Below are 14,930 nucleotides of genomic sequence, written 5' to 3' on the forward strand. Positions count from 1 at the left end.
CACCGCCAACAAGTGCTCACGTAGCGCCAGCGGCAAACCGGTCGAAGAGATCGATGCTTCCCATCTGGCCGCCCTTCAGCATCAGGCTTATTCCGTCGCGCTGCGGATCGTCGCTGCGTCCGATCGAAAGCGCGACACCCGGCGAAAGCTGACCGCCATAGGCGAGACCCCAAAGGTTGATGTTTTTTGCCATATGGCTAGATGTATCGCCTCCCGCCGCAATCAGGCGTCGGACCGGAACTTCGCTCAGCAATCGATCCGCAAAACGACCGACCGTTTGCGCCAGCCGCGTATCCGCGCTCGCAATCGAAGCCGGATCCTGCGGCGCAGTCGACAGTAGCACATTGCGCTCGTCCCTGAGGGCCGAGCCGATCCGCGTCGCCATGCCTTCGCGATAGCTTTCCTCCTCAACGAGCCTGCCGGCATCGGCGCTGATGCGGATAAAGGATGTCGCGGCCTCGACCTGCCGGCGCGTTAACGGCGAGAGCGAGCCTGCGATGGCAAGCACCGGCCCGGTATGCGTCGGTTGTGGCCCGACAACGGGGGGTAATCGGTCGCCGTAAATGGCCTCCGCGACACTGCTTGCGCCGACGACAAGGAGTGAACCCTGCCGCGCGCGGTGTTTCAGCTCAGTCCCGATCGCTGCAAGATGCTTCTGCGTCAGGACATCGAAGAGAATGTTCGGTTCGTCACTGGCGAGAGGCCGGTCGTTTTCCAGCATGGTCCAATCGACAAGCCCGACGGCGTCGGCCCCGAGTTGCTGCAGGTGGCGTCTGAGATCCGCTTCCGCCATCGGCGTCGAGGGATGCCTGCTCATGGTCGGATGGCGGTCGAGGCGATGGACGGTTGCTTCCGTTCCGATCGAGGCAAAGAGATTACCGAAGGCGCAATAGCGGCCGAGGGACGGTTGTCCGCCGAGGATCACGGCCTGCCGCTGATCGACGAAACCGCGCAGGACGGTCATTGCAGTTGCTATGTTGCCGACATTCCTGGCGCTGTCGAAGGTCGAGCAGCATTTGTAGTGCAGCACTTTTACGCCCGATCGCGCGAAGAATTGTCCGACCGGGCGGAGCTCGGTTTCCATGGCGTCTGGCGTCATGGCGCGCGCCGAACCGGCTATGCCGACGGAATCGAGTGCGCCGGCCATCGCGAGGTGGCGGGACGAGGGGACGCCAAGGAAAAGGAATGCCTTCGCGCCCCTGCTGAAAAGTGTCGCCAGCGTATCCGTGGCTCCGGTGAAGTCGTCGCCATACCAGCCGTAAAAGGGAGCGTTGATATCGGCACTCATGCGGCCTTACCGAAGAACTCCAGAGCCTTGCGAAGTGGCTCCGATGTGTCGGCGGCGTCTTCCAGCGTCTTGCCATTCTTCATGGCGTGAAAGGCCGCACGGATGCTTTCGATGCCCGCAGCGGGGCCGCCCGGGTGACCCATGATGCCGCCTCCCGCCATGAACAGGAAGTCGTCACCGCCCGCCGCCTTCCATGTGACAGGGACGGTGCCTGCCCATTGGCCCGACGAAAACGCGGGAAGCACGCGGTCGTCTGACTGATCGTCGAGTGCGGTCAGGCACATGGCTGTACTTTCAATGACCTCGCTGTTCTCCTGGGCAAATTTGCCGTCGAGTCCATGGACATGCATGTGGTCGACGCCGGCCAGTCGCCAGAGGACCTGATAGGCACCGAAACCGATGCCCAGAACATCGCAGCGTGACAAGGCGCCGAAACCGTTGCGATGGCCGTGCAACGCCAGATCGGTCGAACGCCGAAGCGTCTCGACTGCCGAAAAGCCGCACCAGTTGAGATTGGCCATGACGCAGGTACCGCCTTCACTCTCGACCAGATCGGCATGGCGGCGCATGGCATCCGTTTCATCGGTAATGTTGAAGGCGATCATGACGCGACGCCCGAGCCTGTCCTCCACGCGTTTGACCACTGCCATGACGGCAGGGATACGCTTGGCAAGGGGGGCGTGGACCGGATCGGCGGAAATCTCGTCATCCTTGATGAAATCGACACCGGCATCGCAGAGCCGCCCGACCAGCTTCGCCGTATCTTCCGGGGTCAATCCCACATTCGGCTTGATGATCGAACCGATCATCGGCCCTTCGGCAACGCCTGTCAGTCTGCGCGTGCCGGCAATGCCCTGTTTCGGCAGAAGGTATCGTCGGCGCCAGGAGGCCGGCAGGTTTATGTTTTCCAGCCGAAGACCTGTGACCTCGCCGAGATCGTAGAGGTTACCGGCGACCGTTGAGGCAAGTGCGGCAAGATTGACGCCGATATTGTCGATGGGAAAACTGATCCTGACGGTTGCGCGATGCGGCCTGGTGGTGATGCCGCGGCGGATAAGCCAGGCGCTCGGCAGTGTCGGGTGGTCGATCTCCCCCAAGTCGACCACCCCGAGTACCTCCGCACGCGCGCGGGCGCGCAGATCGTCCGTCTCTCCCGCGACACGGATGAACGTGCCGGAGGATTGCTCCCCGGCCATGATCTCCGCCACTTTCTCGAGAGGAAGCGGTGTCTCTATCAGGTAATCCGCCGTAAAATGCGTATCCGTCACGGGAGCCTCAGATCTTCGAGAGGTCGGGGAAGGGGCGAACCGGGGCGTTGCCGTCCCAGTCTTCCGACGCCTTGCGTATCGCGTCGAACATGCGACCCTTAGGACCTGCGACTTCCGAGAGTTCGATGACGGTACCGGGATGGTAATGCGTATCGAAATAGACGAAGCGGCCGTTCTCACCGACTTCGCCTTCCATCACCACCTTGTAGCCCTGCTGTGTCAGCCGATCGAGATCTGCATCGAAAGTGTCGGTCCAGTAGGCGACATGCTGCAGGCCGCGATGTCCTGCGTCGCGAAAGTCCTTGTACATCGAAGGCACGTCATTGCGGGTCTGGATCAGCTCGACCTGCAGCTCGCCTGAATTGGCCAGCGCCACCGAATTGTGCGGCTCGTAGCTTTTGCCGCGATAGCGGTAGTTCACGATCGGAACCCGCTCCTTGTAGAAAAATGGACCGACGCCCAGCGTATCGCTCCAGTATTGCATCGCCGCTTCGATATCATCCACGACATAACCCGCCTGGCGGATCTTTCCAAAAAAACGGCTCATCTGATGTCTTGCTCGTAATTCTGATTGAAATTGATGGGGGCGGCAGGTATTTGCCTGCCGCCGTATATGTCAGGATCAGGCGAGTGAGCCGACGACGCTTTCGAGCGCGCCCCAGGCTTCGTCGCCGAATTCCTTGCTCCACTTGGAATAGAAGCCGCCCGTCTTCAGCTTGGCGCGGAATGTCTCCGTCTCGACCTTGTTGAACGTCATGCCGGCTTTCTCGAGATCTGCCTGTACGCCCGCATTCAGCGCGGCGATATCCTGGCGCTGCTGCAGTCCGGCTTCGTTGATTGCACGTGCCACGATCGTCTTTACGTCGTCCTTCAAATCGGACCACTGCCGGCCGTTGGCGATGAACCAGTAGCCATCCCAGATATGGTTGGAGAGTGCGCAGTTTTGCTGCACTTCATAGAGTTTTGCGACCTGGATGATCGGCAGCGGGTTCTCCTGAGCATCGACCACCTTTGTCTGTAGAGCCGAATAGACTTCGCTGAACTGCAGGCTGGTCGGGGATGCGCCGAGTGCGGAGAACATGTCGACCGAAAGCGGGCTTACCGGCACGCGAATCTTCAGGCCCTGCATGCCATCTGCATTGGTAATCGCATTGCCGCTGGTGGTCGTCTGGCGGAAGCCGTTGTCCCACATGGTTTCCAGCGCATAGAGGCGCGAGCCCTCGATCTTGCTGCGTACGAGCTTGCCGACCGGGCCGTCCATCGCCTTCCATACCTGCGCATAATCCTTGAAGGCGAAACCGACGGCATTGAGAGCCGCGGTCGGCACCAGCGTAGCGATGACGAGCGAGGAAGGTGTGAAAAAGGTAAGCGCGCCACCGCGAACCTGCGACAGCATATCGGTGTCGCCGCCGAGCTGGTTTGCCGGAAAGATCAGCATTTCAACCTTGCCGTCAGTTTCCTTCGCGATCCGGTCGGCTGCTTCCTTGGCGCGGATGTTCAGCGGATGGCTGAGCGGCAGGTTGTTGCCATAGCGGAGCTGGATCTCAGCTGCTCCAGCAAGGCGTGGAATCGAAAATACGGCGCCCGCGGCCGGTGCAGCGGCCAGCCCTTTAAGGAGCGTGCGGCGGCTCAATGTCGTTTTCATCTGTTCCCTCCCTTATGAAAAAAGTCTCTTCCCATTGACGAAAATCAATCATATGAATGATGAAGTCAAACGTGAAATCTGATGTAATTTGATGTGTTTCGATGCTGTTAGAGCCCACTGAACAGTCTGAAATCAGCCGGCGCCCGACGATTGTCGATGTTGCCCAACATGCCGGTGTATCGACGGCGACCGTCGACCGTGTGCTGAACGGGCGCCAGGGTGTTCGTGCGCCGACGGTGCAGCGCGTGATGCGATCGGCCGCGCAACTCGGATATGTCGAAGGCGATCTGCTGGGAGAGACGGCAGCGACCGCGCCGGCAAATATCTCGTTCCTGCTTCCGGCCGGGACCAACCGTTATCTCACTCATCTCGGCAAACTGGTTGTTGAGCAGACACCGCTTTTCCAAAAGAACGGCATCAAGCCGACAGTCGAATACATCAAGAGCTTCAGCCCGGATGCGCTGGCCGCTGCAATGCTGAGGCATGGGAAATCCGCCGATGGCATCGCCTTCATGGCGCTCGAACATCCGACGGTGCGCGAAGCGGTCAATCGTCTGGCGGAAAAGGGCGTGCCGACGGTAACGCTGATCTCCGACATCGCCAATGCCCAGCGCTCGATGTATCTCGGTCTCGACAATCGGTCGATCGGGCGGCTGGCCGGATATCTGATAGCGCGTTTTGTCGGCAATACGCCGGCCAAGGTCGCGATGATCGCCGGGAGCCTGAGCTACAGGGCTCATGAGGAGCGCGAGATGGGCTTTCTTCATGTTCTGCGGGAAAGCCATCCGAATATCGAGGTCGTTGGCATCCGTGAGGGCCACGATGATGAGGCGCTCAACTACCGGCAGATGCGGATGTTGCTGAGCCAGCATCCGGATCTTGCCGGCATCTACAACATTGGTGGCGGCGCGAGCGGTGTCGGCAAGGCAATCAAGGATGCGCGGCGGGAACAGTCCCTGGTCTTCATCGGCCATGGCCTGACGCCGGATACCCGCGCATTCCTGATCGACGGCACCATGGATGCGGTGATTACCCAGAACCCCGGCGAGACGATCAATCGCGCTATCCGGGTCTTCAACAATCTACGAGAAGGCAGGCCTGCCGAAGAGGATATCGACCCGCTGCGCAGCGAGGTGATCTTCCGGGAGAACCTGCCGTGAACCTGCATTAGACCCGGACCGCCGCTTAAGCCTGGAGGAGGTGGAGTTGGCGATCCGGTTGCCATTGAGGAGGAGAGATGGCGATGAGTTCCGAAGTGATGGACGACCTGCCGGCAATGGAGCTTCAGCAGTCGGTACCGGGCTCGCGTTGGATGCGGCCGGTCGAGATTATCTGTGCGGCTCTGCTGACATTCATCATCGCGATCCTGCTGGTCGGCGTGACCGCACGCTATGTGTTCTCGTCGCCGCTCATCTGGGTGGATGAAAGCGCATCCTTCGCGTTTCTCTGGTTTGCCATGCTTGGTGCCGCAATCGCCATCGATCGGCATGAACACCTGCGCCTGACAGTCTTTCTGCATCTTCTCGATGAACGGAAACAGGCATTCGTCGCGACTGTCGGTCTGCTTCTCACCGCCGTTTTCCTCGGCAGCCTACTTTATCCCGCATTCGATTACGCGATTGAAGAGAGCTATGTGACATCGGCGTCTCTGCTGATCCCGATGAGCTACCGCGCTTCGGCGCTGCCCGTCGGATTGACGCTGATGCTAGCTACCGTCATTCTCCACGGGGTCCGCATCGGTAACGCCCGGATGTTGATCGGCGCAGCGGTTCTGGTTGGAGCGGCCGGTGGTGCGCTTTTTGCGCTCGAGCCGGTATTCGCCTATTTCGGCAACTGGAATATCGTCATCTTCCTCGTCTTCGGCGTGGGCCTGTTGTTGGCCATGGGCGTGCCGATCGCTTTTTGTTTCGGTCTTGGGGCTTTGTCCTTCCTGACCTTCACCACCTCCATGCCGACCTTCGTCATCATCGGGCGCATGGATGAGGGCATGTCCAGCATCATTCTTCTCTCTGTTCCAATTTTCGTCCTTCTTGGTTGCGTGCTGGACGCGACCGGCATGGGCAAGGCGATCGTCGAAGTGCTTGCCTCGCTGCTGGGTCATGTGAAGGCGGGCATGTCCTATGTCCTGCTCGGTTCCATGTTTCTCGTCTCGGGCATTTCCGGATCAAAGGTCTCCGATATGGCGACGGTCGCGCCGGCGCTATTTCCGGAGATGAAACGGCGCGGCCACAAACCACCGGAAATGATCGCGCTACTGGCGACCGGCGCGGCAATGGCCGAAACCGTTCCGCCCTCGATCGTGTTGATCGTGCTCGGCTCGACCGCAGGTGTCTCGATTGCCGGCCTGTTCACCTCCGGCTTTGCCATCGCCATGGTGCTCCTGCTGGTGCTGGCCGTTCTCGCCAGATGGAAATCACGGCATGAATCGATGGAAGGCGTCAGGCGTGCCTCCGTCAAAGCAATCTGGAAGGCGATCGTCATCGCGGCGCCGGCCCTGCTTTTGCCGTTCCTCATCCGCAGCGCCGTCGGCGGCGGCGTGGCAACTGCTACCGAAGTCTCGACTATCGCAGTTCTCTATGCGCTGATTATCGGCGCAACACTCTATGGCGGCATCAGCCTCAAGAAACTCTACAGCATGCTGGTCGAGACTGCGGCCTTGTCCGGCGCGATCCTGATCATTCTTGGCTGCGCCTCGGCAATGGCCTGGGCACTCACCCAGACGGGCTTCGCCTTCAAGCTGGCGCAAGCGGTGACGGACCTTCCTGGTGGCTGGCTCACTTTCATGGGCGTGACCGTCCTGATCTTCATGGTGCTCGGCTGTGTGCTGGAAGGCCTTCCGGCGATCGTGCTGATGGCGCCGATCATGTTCCCGATTGCCAAAACCCTCGGCATCAACGACGTGCACTACTCTATGGTTGTCGTCACGGCGATGAATGTCGGCCTGATTGCCCCGCCGATTGGCATCGGCTTCTATATTGCCTGCAAGATCGGTGGCGTTGCGCCGGACGAAGCGATGAAGGCGATCTGGCCGTATATCGGCGCGCTGCTCATTGGCCTCTTCCTGATCGCAGTGTTCCCGATGTTATCTACCGCATTTCTTTAGCTGAACGGGTAGCGCTTAGAAACCGCATCAGGAGGACGATCCCACACACCTGCTTTGCGCCAGCGAGAAAAGCGATTGGATAAAGTGTGGTGCACGGGCCCATAACGTTCCGGCACATCGCGCCATGACGAGCTGGTCCGGAAGCGCCAGAGGACGTCGTTGATCACCGGGTGTTCGCAACTCGCTCAACTCCACGGCAGCTGATCGAAAGTAGCGGCGCGATAATGGTCCATTCTTCATCGCTCAGTTCGTGACGGCGCATAGCTATCTCGTTCCAGGAGAGTGACCACACACCGTCAACATCACCGGATCCGGTTTCGTAGCCTGGGAGGTGACGGTGTGAAGAGGCGGAAGCCCCTCCCTGAAGATAGAATTGCGCTTCTATCCTCATCGGGGATGTCATCTGGTGGTACAGGAATGTGGGCGTTGCTCCTGGCAGATGGGTCGCCCGAAAAGCTCCAGTCCGTTTAGGAGTTAGTTGCGGCGACCGAACGTCTTTCCACCACATGGCAGGCAAGCTCGATGCGCCGCGGCAGAGCCGGCACGCCGGAACAGAGATCGCGCAGCAGGTCGACCGCCGTCATGCCGATTTCGCGCATGGGGATATGCACGGTGCTGAGCGGCGGGTTGAGGAAAGCGGCCTGCGGCAGGTCGTCCATGCCCATCACCGAGACATCTTCCGGCACGCTGTAACCCGCCTGCTGCACGGCCATCATGGCGCCGGCCGCAAGGCTGTCGCCAGCGGTGAGGATGGCGGTGAAATCGAGGCCTCTGGCTACGATGCGCTCAGTGATCGCCTGTGTCGCCAGTTCCGGCAGCCAGTCATCGACGGTGACGGTCATGTCCGGTGTCGGCGTGATGCCGCGATGGCGTAATGCGTCCCAGAAACCTTCCTGCCGGCGTTCGATTGTGCGGCGACCGGGGCGCATCAGGAACAGGATGCGGCGGTGGCCGAGATCGAGCAACCGGTCGGTGGCAAGTTGCGCGGCGGAGCGGTTGCAGGGCGTGACGCTCGACAGCCGCATATGCGGGTCGTCGCCATTGATCAGCACGACCGGCTTGTCGAAGGCGCGGGTAGCCGCCAGCATGCGTTCGTCATCCACCGTCAGGAACAAGAGGCCCGTCACGTCGGGATCGCTGCCCGCCTCGTCGAGGACAGAGCGTTCGTCGCTGGCGTCGGCAATCGGGCGGGTGATGATGTCGAGGCCAAGCATCTGGGCGCGGTCGCGTGCACCCTCCAGAACATGCAGGGTGAACTGGTTGCGCACGTAATCGATCATCGCGGCACTGGAGGCGGCAATGACGATCTTCTTGCCCGGCACGGGCGCCGGCATCGGATAATTGGCGTCTTTTGCCGCTTCCAGAATGCGCTGGCGGATATCGTGGCGCACGCCTTTTTCGCCAGTCAGGGCGCGCGACACGGTGCTCAGCGAAACACCGACTTTTTCAGCAATATCTTCCAGCCGCACACGCCGGCTTTTTTTGCCGCGCTTGTTGGGAAGTGCTGCGTCCGCCATCGATCCTCTCCGGTAATCGTCATCAGACTGCAAAAAATTTTCAGATTGCGCAATCGCAAATCCGATGTTTACATCCCGTCACCGCTCGGGAGAAGCGGATTGGAGGACTGCCTTCGCGAGAGGGTGGAAGGAGGAGTGACGATGGGCCTTTCAGCCCGGCATATCCGTGCAAAACTCGATCTGCTCGTCACCGGCATGACCGGCCTGCGCGATGACGGTCGCTTTCACGAACCCAATCTCGATGGCTCGGCCGGCGATTACATTTCCTTCCACAGTTGGGAATGGCCGCAGGGCGTCGGCCTTTATGGCCTGATCCGGATGTGGCAGTTCACCGGTCGCGACGACCTCAAAATTCTGATCGAGAACTGGTATGCCGCCCGCATCGAGGCTGGCCTGCCGAAGCTGAACGTCAACACGACAGCGCCGATGCTGGGCCTTTCGGTTCTCTGGCGCGAAACCCGCGATCCGCGCTGGCAGCCGGTGCTGGATGCATGGGCAAACCGCGCCATCACCGAAATGGGCCGCACGCGGGAAGGCGCCTTTGCGCATCACGTGTCCGACAAGGTCAATGACGACGAGCTTTGGGACGACACGCTCTACATGGTGGCGCTGTTCCTTGCCTCCTACGGACAGGCGAGTGGCCGCACCGAACTGGTCGACGAGGCGGTCAAACAGTTTCTCGTCCATACCCGTTATCTGGCCGACAAAAAGACCGGGCTGTGGTTCCATGGCTGGACGTTTCAGGGACACCATAATTTCGCAGAAGCCCGCTGGGCGCGCGGCAATGCCTGGATCACCGCCGGTATGCTGGATCTTTTCGATCTCGCCGATATCCCGGCAGCGGTGAAGGAATTTCTGACCGGCGTACTGGTGGCGCAGGTCGCTACGCTGCTGACAACACAGACCGGATCCGGCGCATGGCGCACGCTGCTCGACGATCCGACCTCCTATGAGGAAATTTCGGCGACGGCCGGTTTCGGGTACGGCCTGCTCAAAGGGCATCGGCTGGGGCTCGGCACGCCGGAATGGAAAGCTGCCGGTTTGCGGGCTGTTGAGGCCTTGCTCGCCAATATCGATGACAGCGGCACCGTGCTGAACGTGTCCTACGGCACGCGCATGGGCCATGACCTGCAGTTCTATCGGGATATCCCGATCCAGCCGACCGGTTACGGGCAGGCGCTGGCGATCCTTTGCCTGTCCGAGGCGCTGCGCCATGTCGAAGGAGAAACGTCATGACGATGAAGGTTCTGTATGGCGCCGGCCCGGATGACATCAAGGCATTCGATACGGCACGGCTGCGCAAGGAATTTCTGGTCGAGGACCTTTTTCAGCCGGGTGAGGTGAGTTTTACCTATACCCATGTTGACCGTCTGATCCTCGGCGGCGCGGTGCCGCTGGATGCGACGCTGACCTTTGGTTCGGGCAAGGATATCGGCACGCCGTATCTTCTTTCCGCCCGCGAAATGGGTGTTGCCAATCTGGGCGGTGCCGGCACGATCACGGTGGATGGCCAACAATTCGAACTGGAAAATCGCGACATTCTTTATATCGGCCGGGGTGCACAGGAGATTTCGGTCGCCAGCCATTCTACTGACAGGCCGGCGCGGTTTTATATGAATTCGGTTCCGGCCGGTGCCGATATCCCGCATCGGCTGATCAATCGGGCGGAATCGAAGCCGCTCGATCTCGGCGAAACCAGACGCTCCAACAAGCGGAATTTGCGGATGTATATCCACCCGCAGGTGGCGCCTTCCTGCCTGCTTTTGATGGGTATTACCGATCTTGCCGAAGGCAGTGTCTGGAACACCATGCCGCCGCATCTGCATGAACGGCGCATGGAGGCCTACTGCTATTTCGACCTCGCGCCGGAAGAGCGTGTCATCCACCTGATGGGACGGCCGGAGGAAACCCGGCATCTGCTGGTCAAGGATCTTGATGCGGTGCTGTCGCCGGCATGGTCCATCCATATGGGCGCCGGCACGGATGCCTATGCCTTTGTCTGGGGCATGACCGGCGAAAACCAGGAGTATAACGACGTGGCCCCGGTGGCCTTAAGCGAACTCAGATAAGGCGGCAGGCGAAGATGAACCCGGAACAGAACTGGATGCGCAAGACATTGAAGCCGGGCGACTCCGTGCGTTATTGGCAGCTTGGCCGCATCGCCGAGGAACGGTTCGACGTGCCCGACGCGCCGATGAAGGGCGAGATGGACCCGTTCTTCTTCCTCACCAAGGTCAAGAACTTCATTCCGCACGAATATCCCTGCCGCACCATTTTTGCCGAGACCTATCGTGGCAAGCGGCCGGATGTGCGCGGTGAATTCGAGGCGTCACGCTGGTGGCTGCCCTTCGGTTCACCACGGCTCGATCTATCCGGCTTCTGGTTCCGCCCGACGCGGCTGGCCACATGGACACGCACCTATATCGAGGCGGAGGTAGCCGGCACGGCAAAGATCCGGCTCGGCACCTGCGGCGGCGCGGTTCTGTGGCTGAACGGTTCGGAAGTCGGCTGGATGGCGCCCTATAGCCGCAATCTCGAAGCCAAGCAGGAATTCGAACTGCAACTGACCGCCGGTCTGAACGAGATCGTGCTGTTTTTCGATGATCTCGCCGAACGTGATGCCCGTTATTTCTACCAGTTCGATTATCTCGCTGGTCCCGACGTCAATGTCGCGCTGCCGGTCCCGGTGGCAGGTAGCGTAGCGGACAGTCTGGAAGAAGCGCTCGACGGCATGCATCTCGATCGCCAGCATTATTTTGGCGGCGATATTACCGTTCTGTTTGCAAAGGCCTTGCCGGTCGAAGCCAAGGTCAATGTCGCCATCGAAGGCGATTTCATGTCGCTTGAGCGGTTCGATTACGATTTCGAACTTCCGGCCGGTGTCGGCAGCCTCAATGTCGGCGCGTCGGAAAATGCGCCGGCGGATTTCCGCCATCTGCGCGTGACGTTGAATGCCGGTGGTTTTGTCGCTTCCCGTTCCGTGGGCGTGGAAATCTGCCATGCGGCGCGGCAGGGCGATGCCTCGGCTTCCTTGGCGCAGCGTATCACCGACACGCTGACCGAAGTGTCCGATTATTCCGAGCGCGATACGGTGCGCGCCTTTGCCCGGTTGGCCAGCGGTCGTGGTGGAGCTGACACCGACGCGATGATCGAGGAAATCCTGCCGTCGATCGAGGATTGCCACGACTGCGCCGATTTTTCGCTGGTGCCGCTGATCTGGTCGCGCACGACATGGGGCGGCGATATCAACGAAAAGACGCGCGCCCGCATCGATGCCGCCATCCTCAACTATCGTTACTGGATGGATGAGCCGGGCAATGACGTGCAGTGGTATTTTTCGGAAAACCACGCACTGCTTTTCCACACATCCGCTTATCTCGCTGGTCATCTTCTCCCGGAAGCCACTTTTGTCCGTTCCGGCCGTAAGGGTTCGGAGCAGGCAAAAGTTGGCGCGGAGCGAGTGCGGGCATGGCTCGACCATTTCGAGCATTGGGAAATGGCGGAGTTCAATTCGGCTCCTTACTTCCCGATCGATCTGAAGGGCCTGACGGCGCTGGCGGCGCTTTCGCCGGATAATGATATCGCGGATCGCGCCAAGGTCGGGATCGTGCGGCTTGCCGAAATCATCGCGCGTTCGGCGCATCATGGCATGGTCACGGCGGCGCAGGGGCGGTCTTACGAACACACGCTCTGCGCCGGTCGCTCGCTGGAGCTTTCGGCGGTTGCCCGCCTGCTCTGGGGCAAGGGTTTCTACGGCCGCCGTGTGCATTGCCTACCGCAGATGGCGGTGTGCCTGCGCGACCATGGTCTGGTGATCCCGCAAGAGTTTGCAGCGATTGCCGATCATCAGGGTGATCGGCATCAGGAATGGCGTTTCGCGCAGGGCGAAAATTCCTTTGCCGCGCTTTATCATTACAAAGGCAGGCATTTCGCCATGGGCTCGACGGTGCATTACCGCTGGGACGAATGGGGTTATCAGGAAACCGTGCTGCATTTGCGCATCGGCGAAAAACCGGAAGCGGCGATCTGGATCAACCATCCGGGCGAAACCATCCAGTTCGGTTACGGGCGCCCGTCCTATTGGGGTGGTTGCGGCACCATTCCGCGCGTGCAGCAATATCGCGGCCTCGCCGTTCTGGAATTCACCACTTACGAGGAACAGCCGGACTTTACCCATGCCTGGTTCCCGGCCGCCGAGTTCGATGAAAGCCGCGTCTCGGGAAGTCTGGCACTCGCCCGTTCGGGTGAGGGGGCCGTGCTTTTGCGTGCCGGGTCCGATCTGCATGCGACCAGTGATGGACCGTCTGCCGGTGCGGAACTGCGACAATACGGGCAAAAAACGCGCTGGATCGTAAGGGTCTGCGAGGCCGGTGATATTGCCTCGGTGGAAAACCGGTTTTCCGGATTGTCGGCTGAGCATGGTGCCGATGGCACGATCGTTGTCGAGGACCCGGAATATGGTAGCGTGTCTTTCCGTGCCGATGGAACGGTGGAGGCAGAAGGCCGCGTGATCGCGCGGAAAGATTACAGCGTGAAGGGCGAAGCAAACATGCTTGCTGCCTGATTGTGGTCAACGGACGGGTTGGGAGGCCTTAGTCCATCAGAGGAGGAAAATGCGCATGAAGACCAGATCGCTTCTTACGGGCCTCGCGCTCGCTTTTCTCACCTCGACGGCGGCCCATGCCGGCGATGTGCGCATCATGTGGTATTCCGATGGCGTTGAAGGCGAGGTGATGAAGGACCTCGTCGGGCGTTTCATGAAGGAAAACCCCGGCATCAACGTCATTCTCGATAATGTCGCCTATAGCGTCATCAAGGAACAGTTGCCGGTGCAGCTGGAAGCCGGCAACGGGCCGGATATTGCCCGCGTCACCGCCATCAAGGAACTGTCCAAACACTGGCTGGACCTGCGCCCGCTGGTGAAGGACGCCAAATATTGGGACGACAATTACGGCAGCCAGGCCGACTGGATGCGCCCGGACGGTTCCAACCAGATTTCCGGCTTCATGACGCAGATCACACTGACCGGCGGTTATGCCAACAAGACCCTGTTCGATCAGGCCGGCGTGCCGATCCCCGGCCCGAAGGCGACATGGGAAGACTGGGCAGCCGCTTCGAAGAAGGTGCAGGAAAGCCAGCAGGTGCCGTTCGCAATGGCGATCGACCGTTCCGGCCATCGCATCACTGCGCCGCTTCTGTCCTACGGTGCCAATTATATCGGCTCTGACGGCAAGCCTGCGCCGCTGGACGCTGCTGCCAAGGATTACCTGACCAAGTTCGTCGGTTGGGCTGGTGACGGCACTGTCAGCAAGGATGTCTGGGTGTCTGCTGCCGGCAGCACCTATCGCGCGGCAGCCGACGATTTCATCAACGGCCAGCTTGCCTTCTATTATTCCGGTTCCTGGCAGGTGGCGAACCTTGCCACCAAGATCGGCAACAACTTTGACTGGGTTGCTGTCGGCAGCCCCTGTGGCCCGGCCGCCTGCACCGGCATGCCGGGTGGTGCGGCACTCGTCGCGGTGAAATACACCAAGAACCAGAAGGACGTCGCGACCGTGATGGACTGGTTCGCGCAGGAAGCAGTCGTCAAAGAATTTTCCGAGCGCACGCTGTTCCTGCCCGGCAACAAGGCCGTGGTCGATAAGGGTGGCCTCAATTTCAAGTCGGACAATGAGCAGGCCAAGGCCGCGCTGAATGTCTTCGTGGAGTCCACCAAGACGACATCTGAAGCCGCGCTGAAACTGCCGGGCTGGCGCTGGTCCGACACGGTTTATGCGGCGATCGTCACCCGTATCGGCCAGACGCTGGCGGGCGAATTGAAGATCGATGATGCGTTCACGCGCATCGATTCGGATATCGCCCAGAAGGTGAAGGATGCGGGTAAGTAACCGCATCAGCTACGGCTGAAAGGTTGCCCCTCACCTAAAGCGCAGCTTGCTGCGCTCCACCTCTCCCCGTCATTACGGGGAGAGGGGACGTGCCCAGCTCAGCCCTATAAATTCGAGGCAAGGCGTTGCCACAAAGCCCTTCTCCCCGTCAGAACGGGGAGAAGGTGGCGGCAGCCGGATGAGGGGCAAATCACGAAACGCGAAGTCGGCGGGAGATCAAG

General features: G+C 60.3%; 11 protein-coding genes and 1 pseudogene. 6 read left to right on the top strand and 6 right to left on the bottom strand.

The genetic code is table 11. The features are described 5' to 3' along the window. Window positions 1-16 precede the first annotated feature (16 nt). From HNQ72_RS15820 to HNQ72_RS15835, 4 genes are all read right to left on the bottom strand, one after another. On the bottom strand, window positions 17-1,288 hold the full coding sequence (locus HNQ72_RS15820; protein WP_183993219.1) for a four-carbon acid sugar kinase family protein: 1,272 nt from the start codon (window positions 1,286-1,288) through the stop codon (window positions 17-19). Beyond that, window positions 1,285-2,556: a RuBisCO large subunit C-terminal-like domain-containing protein gene (locus HNQ72_RS15825; RefSeq protein ID WP_183993220.1), complete on the bottom strand. Its 1,272-nt coding sequence runs from the start codon at window positions 2,554-2,556 to the stop codon at window positions 1,285-1,287. Before HNQ72_RS15825 ends, HNQ72_RS15820 begins: the two co-directional genes overlap by 4 nt. A 7-nt stretch (window positions 2,557-2,563) precedes the next feature. Continuing rightward, window positions 2,564-3,103, bottom strand: a complete 540-nt coding sequence (locus tag HNQ72_RS15830; protein ID WP_183993221.1) for a VOC family protein — start codon at window positions 3,101-3,103, stop codon at window positions 2,564-2,566. A 75-nt stretch (window positions 3,104-3,178) separates the two neighbouring features. Then, window positions 3,179-4,201 carry a TRAP transporter substrate-binding protein gene (locus HNQ72_RS15835; protein WP_112504323.1) on the bottom strand — a complete coding sequence of 341 codons (1,023 nt, stop codon included), beginning with the start codon at window positions 4,199-4,201 and terminating at the stop codon, window positions 3,179-3,181. 101 nt (window positions 4,202-4,302) lie between these two features. Here HNQ72_RS15835 and HNQ72_RS15840 point away from each other — a divergent pair, with 101 nt between their 5' ends. Continuing rightward, window positions 4,303-5,361, top strand: a complete 1,059-nt coding sequence (locus tag HNQ72_RS15840; RefSeq protein WP_183993222.1) for a LacI family DNA-binding transcriptional regulator — start codon at window positions 4,303-4,305, stop codon at window positions 5,359-5,361. A 77-nt stretch (window positions 5,362-5,438) separates the two neighbouring features. Beyond that, window positions 5,439-7,304, top strand: a complete 1,866-nt coding sequence (locus HNQ72_RS15845; RefSeq protein ID WP_183993223.1) for a TRAP transporter large permease — start codon at window positions 5,439-5,441, stop codon at window positions 7,302-7,304. An 8-nt stretch (window positions 7,305-7,312) separates the two neighbouring features. On the opposite strand, the pseudogene HNQ72_RS30535 reads toward HNQ72_RS15845, so the two are convergent. Together HNQ72_RS30535 and HNQ72_RS15855 are read right to left on the bottom strand one after the other, a co-directional pair. Then, window positions 7,313-7,566 (bottom strand): annotated as a pseudogene (locus HNQ72_RS30535) (transposase); the annotation flags it as partial. Window positions 7,567-7,771: 205 nt separating this feature from the next. Beyond that, on the bottom strand, window positions 7,772-8,821 hold the full coding sequence (locus HNQ72_RS15855) for a LacI family DNA-binding transcriptional regulator (RefSeq protein ID WP_183993225.1): 1,050 nt from the start codon (window positions 8,819-8,821) through the stop codon (window positions 7,772-7,774). A gap of 141 nt (window positions 8,822-8,962) precedes the next feature. Here HNQ72_RS15855 and bglB point away from each other — a divergent pair, with 141 nt between their 5' ends. Genes bglB through HNQ72_RS15875 form a run of 4 tightly spaced genes read left to right on the top strand, consistent with a single transcriptional unit; the run spans window position 8,963 to window position 14,709 of the window. Beyond that, on the top strand, window positions 8,963-10,057 hold the full coding sequence (gene bglB, locus HNQ72_RS15860; RefSeq protein WP_183993226.1) for a beta-galactosidase BglB: 1,095 nt from the start codon (window positions 8,963-8,965) through the stop codon (window positions 10,055-10,057). Then, window positions 10,054-10,890 carry a 5-dehydro-4-deoxy-D-glucuronate isomerase gene (gene kduI / locus HNQ72_RS15865; protein WP_183993227.1) on the top strand — a complete coding sequence of 279 codons (837 nt, stop codon included), beginning with the start codon at window positions 10,054-10,056 and terminating at the stop codon, window positions 10,888-10,890. The genes bglB and kduI overlap by 4 nt, the downstream gene beginning before the upstream one ends. A 14-nt stretch (window positions 10,891-10,904) precedes the next feature. Beyond that, the gene (locus tag HNQ72_RS15870; RefSeq protein WP_183993228.1) at window positions 10,905-13,385 is read left to right on the top strand and encodes a hypothetical protein; all 2,481 of its coding nucleotides are present in this window, start codon (window positions 10,905-10,907) and stop codon (window positions 13,383-13,385) included. 55 nt (window positions 13,386-13,440) lie between these two features. Beyond that, window positions 13,441-14,709: an ABC transporter substrate-binding protein gene (locus HNQ72_RS15875; RefSeq protein WP_183993229.1), complete on the top strand. Its 1,269-nt coding sequence runs from the start codon at window positions 13,441-13,443 to the stop codon at window positions 14,707-14,709. The last annotated feature ends 221 nt before the right edge of the window (window positions 14,710-14,930 follow it).

It is taken from the genome of Aliirhizobium wenxiniae, assembly GCF_014201355.1.
Classification (GTDB): domain Bacteria; phylum Pseudomonadota; class Alphaproteobacteria; order Rhizobiales; family Rhizobiaceae; genus Neorhizobium; species Neorhizobium wenxiniae.

Excerpts from the sequence above, each read along its gene's own strand:
- HNQ72_RS15820 (WP_183993219.1), bottom strand. The coding sequence starts at position 1,288 with ATGAGTGCCGATATCAACGCTCCCTTTTACGGCTGGTATGGCGACGAC.
- HNQ72_RS15830 (WP_183993221.1), bottom strand. The coding sequence starts at position 3,103 with ATGAGCCGTTTTTTTGGAAAGATCCGCCAGGCGGGTTATGTCGTGGAT.
- HNQ72_RS15835 (WP_112504323.1), bottom strand. The coding sequence starts at position 4,201 with ATGAAAACGACATTGAGCCGCCGCACGCTCCTTAAAGGGCTGGCCGCT.
- HNQ72_RS15840 (WP_183993222.1), top strand. The coding sequence starts at position 4,303 with ATGCTGTTAGAGCCCACTGAACAGTCTGAAATCAGCCGGCGCCCGACG.
- HNQ72_RS15845 (WP_183993223.1), top strand. The coding sequence starts at position 5,439 with ATGGCGATGAGTTCCGAAGTGATGGACGACCTGCCGGCAATGGAGCTT.
- HNQ72_RS15855 (WP_183993225.1), bottom strand. The coding sequence starts at position 8,821 with ATGGCGGACGCAGCACTTCCCAACAAGCGCGGCAAAAAAAGCCGGCGT.
- bglB (WP_183993226.1), top strand. The coding sequence starts at position 8,963 with ATGGGCCTTTCAGCCCGGCATATCCGTGCAAAACTCGATCTGCTCGTC.
- kduI (WP_183993227.1), top strand. The coding sequence starts at position 10,054 with ATGACGATGAAGGTTCTGTATGGCGCCGGCCCGGATGACATCAAGGCA.
- HNQ72_RS15870 (WP_183993228.1), top strand. The coding sequence starts at position 10,905 with ATGAACCCGGAACAGAACTGGATGCGCAAGACATTGAAGCCGGGCGAC.
- HNQ72_RS15875 (WP_183993229.1), top strand. The coding sequence starts at position 13,441 with ATGAAGACCAGATCGCTTCTTACGGGCCTCGCGCTCGCTTTTCTCACC.